This is a genomic window from Hominiventricola filiformis (assembly GCF_020686965.1).
Lineage (GTDB): Bacteria > Bacillota > Clostridia > Lachnospirales > Lachnospiraceae > Hominiventricola > Hominiventricola filiformis.
The window spans coordinates 179,374-188,118 of record NZ_JAJEPS010000006.1 but is presented as its reverse complement, the minus strand read 5'-3'; the positions used below and the strand labels follow the sequence as shown (position 1 = coordinate 188,118).

The 8,745-nt window shown below is 43.2% G+C and carries 9 protein-coding genes; all 9 read left to right on the top strand.

All coding sequences use genetic code 11. The features are described from left to right. On the top strand, window positions 1–246 hold a 246-nt coding region (locus tag LKD36_RS08395), incomplete at its 5' end, for a DUF3847 domain-containing protein (RefSeq protein ID WP_308459316.1). Between the two features lie 208 nt (window positions 247–454). Beyond that, window positions 455–1,153, top strand: a complete 699-nt coding sequence (locus LKD36_RS08390; RefSeq protein WP_118769920.1) for a DUF975 family protein — start codon at window positions 455–457, stop codon at window positions 1,151–1,153. 34 nt (window positions 1,154–1,187) lie between these two features. Next, window positions 1,188–1,865, top strand: a complete 678-nt coding sequence (locus tag LKD36_RS08385) for a TIGR00266 family protein (protein ID WP_118769921.1) — start codon at window positions 1,188–1,190, stop codon at window positions 1,863–1,865. A gap of 56 nt (window positions 1,866–1,921) precedes the next feature. Continuing rightward, window positions 1,922–3,097, top strand: coding sequence for a CapA family protein (locus LKD36_RS08380; RefSeq protein ID WP_118769922.1), 1,176 nt, complete (start codon window positions 1,922–1,924; stop codon window positions 3,095–3,097). 98 nt (window positions 3,098–3,195) lie between these two features. Further along, window positions 3,196–3,588 carry a hypothetical protein gene (locus tag LKD36_RS08375; RefSeq protein ID WP_118769923.1) on the top strand — a complete coding sequence of 131 codons (393 nt, stop codon included), beginning with the start codon at window positions 3,196–3,198 and terminating at the stop codon, window positions 3,586–3,588. Between the two features lie 176 nt (window positions 3,589–3,764). Next, window positions 3,765–3,983: a helix-turn-helix domain-containing protein gene (locus LKD36_RS08370; protein ID WP_118769924.1), complete on the top strand. Its 219-nt coding sequence runs from the start codon at window positions 3,765–3,767 to the stop codon at window positions 3,981–3,983. Window positions 3,984–3,999: 16 nt separating this feature from the next. Beyond that, window positions 4,000–4,605, top strand: coding sequence for a DUF1819 family protein (locus LKD36_RS08365; RefSeq protein WP_118769925.1), 606 nt, complete (start codon window positions 4,000–4,002; stop codon window positions 4,603–4,605). Window positions 4,606–4,616: 11 nt separating this feature from the next. Further along, on the top strand, window positions 4,617–5,177 hold the full coding sequence (locus tag LKD36_RS08360; protein ID WP_055219002.1) for a DUF1788 domain-containing protein: 561 nt from the start codon (window positions 4,617–4,619) through the stop codon (window positions 5,175–5,177). Between the two features lie 13 nt (window positions 5,178–5,190). Beyond that, window positions 5,191–8,739, top strand: a complete 3,549-nt coding sequence (gene brxC / locus LKD36_RS08355) for a BREX system P-loop protein BrxC (protein ID WP_118769926.1) — start codon at window positions 5,191–5,193, stop codon at window positions 8,737–8,739. Window positions 8,740–8,745 lie beyond the last annotated feature (6 nt).

Genomic DNA, 8,745 nt, shown 5'->3' with positions numbered 1-8,745 from the left:
GAAAACCGAAAGAAGATTTTGGAGAACAAGCAGCGGAACGAAGAACGCAGGGTTCGCACCCGCCGCCTGATTGAGCGCGGAGCCGTTTTGGAGGGGATTTTCCCGCTGGCTCCCGACCTTTCCGGCGCGGAGGTAAAAGTGTTCCTGATTGCCCTGTCCCATCTTCCGGGGGCTGCGGAATTGACTGCAAACCTGCCAAAATCCGGGGACACGCGCAGGAAATGCTGGTACTGCAGACCTTTGTAACGGAAGAAACATTGAAAAAAGCTGAATCCTGGAGACAGCTGTGTAATCACTGGACCAATGCATGCCGTGTGGTTGTCTTAAGACAATTATCAGATATTTAAAGAAAATTTAAAAAAGAAAACACCGAAAATGTAGTATAATGGTACTGTACAGATGCGGTTATCAGTGTATGCTGTAAGAAAATGAAACGTACAGGAGGAAATGTGTTATGTGGACAAGAACAGATTTGAAAAGAAATGCAAAATCTGTGCTCAAAAAAAACTATTGGAAGTCAGTGATTGTGAGTCTGATTTTCCTTTTTATTACTGGGTCAGGTGCAGCCAGTACAGGAAGAGAGGCATCTGATGAACTGAGTAATGCAAAAGATGCATTTGCAGGAATGGATGGTTCTACTTTTTTACTGATTATCGGAGTGGTAGCAGGAGCAATTCTGATTTCCATGCTGATTGGTCTTCTTCTGACGATCTTTTTGTGGAACCCACTTCATGTAGGCTGCCAGAAATTTTTTGTCAATGCAGTTGAGGATCAGGAAGCAGGACTTGGTGACGTCCTTTATTCATTTAAAAATGGATATGGACATATTGGTGGAATCATGTTTGTAAGAACTGTTTTTATTTGTCTGTGGTCTGTTCTGCTGATTATTCCGGGTATTGTTAAAATGTATGAATATATGATGGTGCCGTTTATTCTGGCTGAGAATCCGGATATGAGCAGAAAAGAGGTATTTGCCCTGAGCAAAAAGATGATGACCGGAAACAAATGGAAAGCCTTCGTGCTGGATCTTTCCTTCCTTGGATGGAGTATTCTTGGAGGCATTACACTTGGAATTCTGAATGTCCTGTTTGTTGCTCCTTATCAGAATCTGACAAAAGCAGAACTTTACCAGACATTAAAGGATGCACAATAAAGAGCAGAACATTAAATAGAAGGAGGAATAACATATGCAATATGAAATCAAAGGCGGCTCTTTTCCGGTTGTAGAATGTAAGCTGGAAGATGGCGAAAAAATGATTACAGAGAGTGGTTCCATGGTATGGATGTCTCCGAATATGGAGATGTCAACCTCAGGAGGCGGTGTTGGAAAGATGTTTTCCAAAGCATTTTCCGGTGAGAACCTTTTTCAGAATATTTATACTGCAAACGGAAAGGGACTGATTGCATTTGGATCCAGTTTTCCCGGAAAAATTCTTCCTCTGGAAATCTCTGCGGGAAAAGAATTTGTTCTTCAGAAATCTGCTTTCCTAGCATCAGAGGCCGGAGTAGAATTAAGCATACACTTTAACAAAAAGCTGGGTGCCGGATTTTTCGGTGGTGAAGGATTCATTATGCAGAAGCTGTCCGGAAATGGAACGGCATTTGCAGAGGTGGATGGCGAGCTGGTAGCTTACGAATTAAAAGAAGGCCAGCAGATCGTCGTAGATACTGGTAATGTCCTCGGTTTTGAGACCAGTGTAAAGATGGATATTCAGCAGGTAAAAGGTCTGAAAAATAAACTGCTTGGCGGTGAAGGCTTCTTTAATACGGTACTTACCGGACCAGGTAAAATCTGGCTTCAGACCATGCCTCTTTACAATGTAGCTATGGCAATCAAACCGTATATTCCGACAGGAAACAACTAATTGATTAAACCTCCAAACTGAGGTAAGATAGACCTATCAGTTTGGAGGTTTATTTTATGTCAGAGATAAAACGAGATAAAGCAACACTGGTTTTTACCGGTGATATCGGATTTGACCGGTATATGGATGGAAAATGGGATGACGAGGAACTGCTGTCTAAAGAGGTGCTTGCATTTCTTCACAGTGCTGATCATGTTATTGCAAATGTCGAAGGACCGCTGGTGGATCAGGCATCCAATACGACGACGGAGGGTGTACAGCAGCTCATGCATACCATGAATCCGGCAGCAATCAAAGTGCTTCAGAAGATGAAGGCGGATATCTGGAATATCTGCAACAACCACATTATGGATGCAGGCGAGATGGGCATGAAGTGTACCCTGGAACAGGCCGAAAAGCACGGAGTAAAGACGATCGGTGCGGGCATGAATCTGAAGGAAGCAAAGAAGCCTCTGATTCTGCCGGATGCAGGCGGAATTGGAATGTTCGGTGTGGGTTATCAGAGAGGCTGTAAACCAGCAGGAGAAGAGAAAGCAGGATGTCTCAACTGGGCAGATATGGAGACCATTCAAAATGTCATTGATGAGATCAAAAAGACCTGCCGCTGGTGTGTGATCGTGTCCCATGGTGGAGAGGAATTTACATCACTGCCGACTCCTTATACGAGAGACCGGTATCTGGAATATCTGAAGATGGGCGCGGATGTAGTGGTCTGCCATCATCCTCATGTGCCCATGAACTATGAGACTTTTGATAAGAAGGCAATTTTCTATTCTCTGGGTAATTTCATATTTGATACGGATTATCAGCGGGCACAGTTCAATACGGATATTGGTCTTTTGCTGAAATTACATTTTACAGAAGAGGATTTTTCCTTTGAACCGTTTGGAATTAAAATCGAGCGTGGACCGGAGCATGTGGTACAGGGCGAGATTCCACGCATTTTTGAAGATGTGCAGGAAGAAGAATATTTAAAATTGGAGCCCCTTGCGGCAAAAATGTTTATCAGTGCCACCAAACGGCAGCAGATTTATCTGAATCCAGCTGAGTATGCCAATGCTTCCGAAGAAAAATGGAAGGAAAATTTCTCCAATCCAAGAAGAAGCGGGCGCGTCATCGGGGAAGCACTGGATTTTGCCATTGTCTGCCCACTGGCAGAAAAAGAAAAAGAAAAAGAATGGAAAAACAGTAAGTTGGAAAATGTAAAAAATTATATCCTTGAGCAAATATAATTTATTTCCTGTGAAACTTTTCTGATACATAAATTGTCTAATATATAGATAAATAAAAAAGGCGAATATATGTGAAAGAAAAGGGCAGGAGGAGAAAGATGGTACAGACTTTATTGAATGATATGCATAGCCAGCAGCTGCAGAAATATAATGATGAGGCTCATAGTATTTATGAACTGGATTACAGGAATCCTTCCGTGAAAGAATCAGAAGTTGTGTTGGTCAATCTGGCTGCAGAATACTTGGGATTAAAAAAGACGATTGAATTAATCAAAGCATGTCATGCAAGAGTGGTATCTCTGATACTGTGGGATCCGGAGAATGACTACGCCATTCCCTGTGGAGGACATTGGCCCAAAAGCTATCGAACCATTCTGCCGGAACAGGCGGTGATGGAATTCCAGGCCAGGGATATGGACCTGGTTTTCATGAGAAAACCCCAGGATGAGGATGGAAACCGGCTGATCCGACTGGATTTTGAATCGATGTAAAGACTGAAGCAAGATAAGAAAGAGCAACGAGAAAATTGTTGCTCTTTTTTCTGTCTATATAAAATTTGAGGCGGAAAAATGCGATATTTCAGAAATCAGATTGTTAAAAACGCATTCCTGTGTTATGATATTTTTTATAGTGCAAATAGTTTTTTCATAAGACGAAGGGTGTAAATATGGCAGTTAGTTATAAGAAATTATGGAAGTTATTAATTGATAAAGATATGATGAAAAAGGATTTACGTGCAAAGACAGGTGTCAGCACAACGACAATGGCCAGACTGTCTAAAGACGAAAATGTGAGTACTGAAATTTTGTCAAAAATATGCTCTGTGCTTAGCTGTGATGTGGGAGATATTGTAGAGTTTGTTCCGGATAAAAAAGAGAATCAATAGGGAGGCAGTAAGTAAGATGGATAGTACATACCCGTATATTGCTTCTCTGACAAGGGAGCCATTCCTTTTTTATGAAATGCGTTCTACCGCAAAGCTGATGGCAGAAGGAAATTCAGATGATGCGATTGTGAAAGAAATTGTAGAGCAAAATCTTTTTCAGTACCCAACGGAAAAATCTATCACACGCATGGCGAAAGCCTGCATCAAACGGCTTCATGCACTGGAAGATGATTCTCTGGTTTCTGCGATTGCATCACAGCCAACGGATGTGGCAAAACAGATTTGTTTGTATACATTGATGAAGCAGAGCCGACTGGTCTGGGAATTTATGCTGACCGTCATTGGCGAGAAGTACAGATTAAGGGACACGTCTTTTGGTAAGATAGATTTGAATACATTTTTTATGCGTTTGCAGGAACAGAATGATACCGTAGCTTCCTGGAGCGATACCACAATAACAAAGTTAAAACAGATCATTGCCAGAGTGCTTGTCGAAACAGAATATCTCGACAATCTCAAGGCAGATCATTTGAATCCAGTATGGCTGCATCCTGTTTTGGAGAATGCCATCAGAAGCAATGGCGATACTGCGATACTGCCAGCGTTTAATTGCTTTTCATAGGAGGTAGCCTGATGAGTGATATAAAAGAACGCCTGGACAAAGTTCGGGCATTGATCCAGGAACCGGAGTTTCTGGAAGGCAAGGGACTCAGCAATGAGGTGAATATCAGAATCTTCTGTTATGAACCGGAGAATGAAATGGTTGTCCGCCATTTTGTGAATCAGCTGGAAACCGATCAGTCCTTAGATTGCCATTTGATTGTTTGTAATTTATATAAAACATTTCTCTCTATCTGCGATGATATGGACATCACAGATGCCATTCCCGATATGGAGGAAGCTGACGGAAGTGCTTATCTTTTGGAGCAGCTTAACTCTGCAATCGGCAATGGAGAGTTCATTGATAAAATCCAGTATGAGCCGCACGAACCGGGTGATGTGCTGATGCTGACAGGTGTAGGTGAGGTGTTCCCGTTTATGAGAATCCATACTTTACTGGAAGCCTTGCAACCGTATTTTTCGGATGTTCCGATTTTGGTTATGTATCCAGGTGAATTTGATGGTCGTCATGTAAAACTGTTCAATCGTCTGACACCAAATGATTATTACCGGGCATTCAATGTCATAGATTAAGGGGGATAAAGCCATGATGATTCGAGATATGTTTGCGGATGACATTAACCGCAAAATCAATGGTGTAATTAAAGTAGATCAGGCTGCCGACGATGTAATTGAGCAGGAGTTAAATGAATATGTCATCACCAGAGAATTGAAGAAACACTTCATTACTTTCTTCAACTATTACGGGGATGCTTTCGACCATCCGACCGCTGATATGGGTGTTTGGATTTCTGGTTTCTTTGGAAGTGGTAAATCTCACTTTCTGAAAATGCTTTCCTATCTTCTGGAAAATAAAGAGGTAAAGGGCATCCGCAGTGTAGAGCGTTTCCGTAAAAAGTTTGAGGATGATCCGGCAACCTTTATGCTGATTGATCGTGCCACCAAGGGACCAGCTGAGACGATTCTGTTCAATATTGATATTGAGGGATTCAGCAATAAAGACAAGACGGCTGTTCTTCGTGTTTTCGCAAAGATGTTCTACAACCATCTGGGATTTTACGGTGAGAACCTGAAAGTTGCCATGATGGAGCGTTATATTGACCAACAGGGCAAGACTGAGGAGTTCCGCAGAGTTTTTGAAGAAAAGAAAGGCAAGTCCTGGTTGGAAATGCGCCGTGCATTTGCTTTCAATGGCAAGTTCATCATTCCGACACTGATGGAAGTTCTGGATATGAGTGAGGACGATGCCAAGGCGTGGTTCAATGATAAAACCGCAACAGAAATTTCTATCGCACAGCTTGTGGAAGATATGAAAGCCTATGTAGATACTAAACCTGAAAACTTCCGTCTGCTGTTTATGATTGACGAGGTTGGTCAGTATGTTGGTACGGATACCGATATGCTTTTGAACCTCCAGTCTCTGACCGAGAAAATCGGAAGTGAGTGTGAAGGCAAGATTTGGGTGATCTGCACCGGACAGGAAGCCATTGATGAAATCATTAAAGTTCGTGCTGATGAGTTCTCCCGTATCCAGGCACGTTTCAAGACAAGACTGAGCTTATCTTCTTCTTCCGTGGATGAAGTTATCCAGAAGCGTATCTTGAAAAAGAAGCCGGAAGCAACGAAAGACCTGGAAGGTGTTTATGAGCAGAATGATTCTGTTCTTCGTAACCTATTCAGCTTCAGTGGCTCTATTCTGGATATTAAAGGTTATTCCGGTCCGAGAGAATTTACAGAGAACTTCCCGTTCGTGCCGTATCAGTTTATTATTATGCAGAAGGTGTTTGCTGAAATCCGAAAACACGGAAATTCCGGTAAGCACCTGTCCGGTGGTGAGCGTTCCATGCTGTCCGGTTTCCAGGAAGCTGCACAGAAAATTCAGGAGAAAGACGAATACGCACTGGTTCCGTTCTTCTGTTTTTATGATACCGTACATACTTTCCTGGATGGTTCTATTCGCCGGGTAATTGAGCGTTGTCAGAAAGCTGCCGATAACGGTGATGGCATCGAACAACAGGATGTGGATGTACTGAAACTTCTGTATCTGATTCGGTATATTGATGATATTCCTTCCAATCTGGACAATATCGTGATCCTTATGGCAGACGATATTCGAGTCGATAAGATCATCATGCGTGAAGCTGTCCGTGGATGCCTTGACCGTCTGATGAGCCAGAACTATATCGGCAGAACCGGTGATACTTATAACTTCCTGACTGACGAAGAACAGGATATTCAGCGTGAAATCAGAGATACAAATATAGATACTGCTTCCATCGTGGAGCGTATTGCCCAGATGATTTACGGCGATATTTTTACAACCAAGAAGTTCCGTTATGGAAAATATGATTTTGCTTTCGATCAGATGGTGGATGGCATTACGGTTGGTGTGGCAACAGGCGGTATGCGTCTGCGTTTCCTGACCGTTGCTACTGATGCCATTGAAAAAACAGATTATCGTCTGATGGCAGAATCCAAAGGAAACGAAGCAATCGTGGTTCTGGCTGATACGCCTTACTATGAATCTCTGGAATCTGCCATGAAGATTCGCAAGTATGTAAAGCAGAGAAATGTAAGCCAGCTTCCAAAGAGTGTGCAGAAAATCATCAGCGACCAGCAGGACGAAGCCGGAAAGTATGAGCTGAGTGCCATGACTGAATTGCAAAATGCAATTGCAGAGGCGCAGTTCTATGTGGATGGTGAACATCTGGAAATCAAATCCGGGAATGCCAAGAGCAAGATTGACCAGTCTCTTGAATATCTGGTCGCTCATGTATATAGCAAGCTCGACCTGATTACAGATAATGCAGGCAGTGATGCGGATATTATTGCGATTCTGACAGGTGCGGTAACAGCACTTCCGGGCATGGAACCGAACCGTGATGCGGCTTCTGCTATGGAAGAATATCTGGAAATGCAGGATGCGAAAAAACTGCCGACATCTATGGCAGATGTACAAAGCAAATACAGTGCGATTCCTTATGGCTGGAAAGAAATCGACATTGCTGCGGTTGTGGCACAGCTGATTTATTCCCAGGAAGTAACCATCAAATATGCAGGCAATACCATTCAGCCGGATGACCCGAAACTGCCGGATATGCTCCGTAAAAAGAGTGAGATCGGTAAGACTTCTATTAGCAAGCGTAAAACCATTTCTGCTACAATGATGCGTGATGTAAAAGCAATGCTCCGTGAGTATTTCGACATCATGGATGTGCCGGATGATGAAGATGGTCTGATTCGTTTTGTGACCGAGAAATTTACAGAACAGCGCAATTACTATGCTTCTCTGGATGCCCGTTATGACGGACATAAATACCCGGATCGTGCATTGGTGCAGGAAGCCATTCGTCTGATGGATGATGTACTTTCTCAGAAGAAAGACAATATTGCCCTGATTGAGCGTGTGCTGAAAAAAGAGGATGCTCTTTTTGATAACAAAGAAACCATGAGCAATGGTATTGAAAACTTCTTCAAGACCCAGGTAACCGTATTCGACCAGGCAGTGCAGTTTGAAAAATCTCTGCATGATGACCTTGATCGTATTGCAGAAAATGAGGAGGCGTACAAGGCCTTGAATACCATTCGCCTGATTACTCTGGTTCAGACCGGAAGTAAGTTCAACTATAACCGGATTCGTGAACTGAATCCATTGATGGATACCGTTCGTACTACCCATGATAAGATGCTGGAGGAAAAACGTGCCGAGGTTCTGGAAACGGTTCGTCAGTGTATGGAAGCTACCCACACTGCCGCAAACGGCGATTCCAAGGCATCCCATCTGATTGAGAAATCAGACCGATATTTTAGCCAGTGCAGGGAGAAAATCGCAGAATTGAAGAGCCTTGCCCTTCTGGATGCCATGTTCCTGCCGATGTGTCAGTACAAGGATGATACGGTCAGCAATATCGAGTCCGTTCTGACGCCGCCCGCACCGAAGCCGCCAGTACAGCCGACACAGCCAGGAAAAGAAGCGACTCCGGCAAAGAAAAAGGTTGTCCGTGCCTATAACCGTCAGGTTGTATTCCAGGCAAAGACCTTACAGACGGATGCGGACATTGATGATTATGTAGAGAAGATTCGTTCTCAGCTGAAACAGTTGCTGAAGAATTGCGATGCGATTAAGTTGAATTAAGGAGGA

Coding starts and splice junctions, on each gene's coding strand:
- LKD36_RS08360 (WP_055219002.1), top strand. CDS start 4,617: ATGAGTGATATAAAAGAACGCCTGGACAAAGTTCGGGCATTGATCCAG.
- LKD36_RS08390 (WP_118769920.1), top strand. CDS start 455: ATGTGGACAAGAACAGATTTGAAAAGAAATGCAAAATCTGTGCTCAAA.
- LKD36_RS08370 (WP_118769924.1), top strand. CDS start 3,765: ATGGCAGTTAGTTATAAGAAATTATGGAAGTTATTAATTGATAAAGAT.
- LKD36_RS08375 (WP_118769923.1), top strand. CDS start 3,196: ATGGTACAGACTTTATTGAATGATATGCATAGCCAGCAGCTGCAGAAA.
- brxC (WP_118769926.1), top strand. CDS start 5,191: ATGATGATTCGAGATATGTTTGCGGATGACATTAACCGCAAAATCAAT.
- LKD36_RS08380 (WP_118769922.1), top strand. CDS start 1,922: ATGTCAGAGATAAAACGAGATAAAGCAACACTGGTTTTTACCGGTGAT.
- LKD36_RS08385 (WP_118769921.1), top strand. CDS start 1,188: ATGCAATATGAAATCAAAGGCGGCTCTTTTCCGGTTGTAGAATGTAAG.
- LKD36_RS08365 (WP_118769925.1), top strand. CDS start 4,000: ATGGATAGTACATACCCGTATATTGCTTCTCTGACAAGGGAGCCATTC.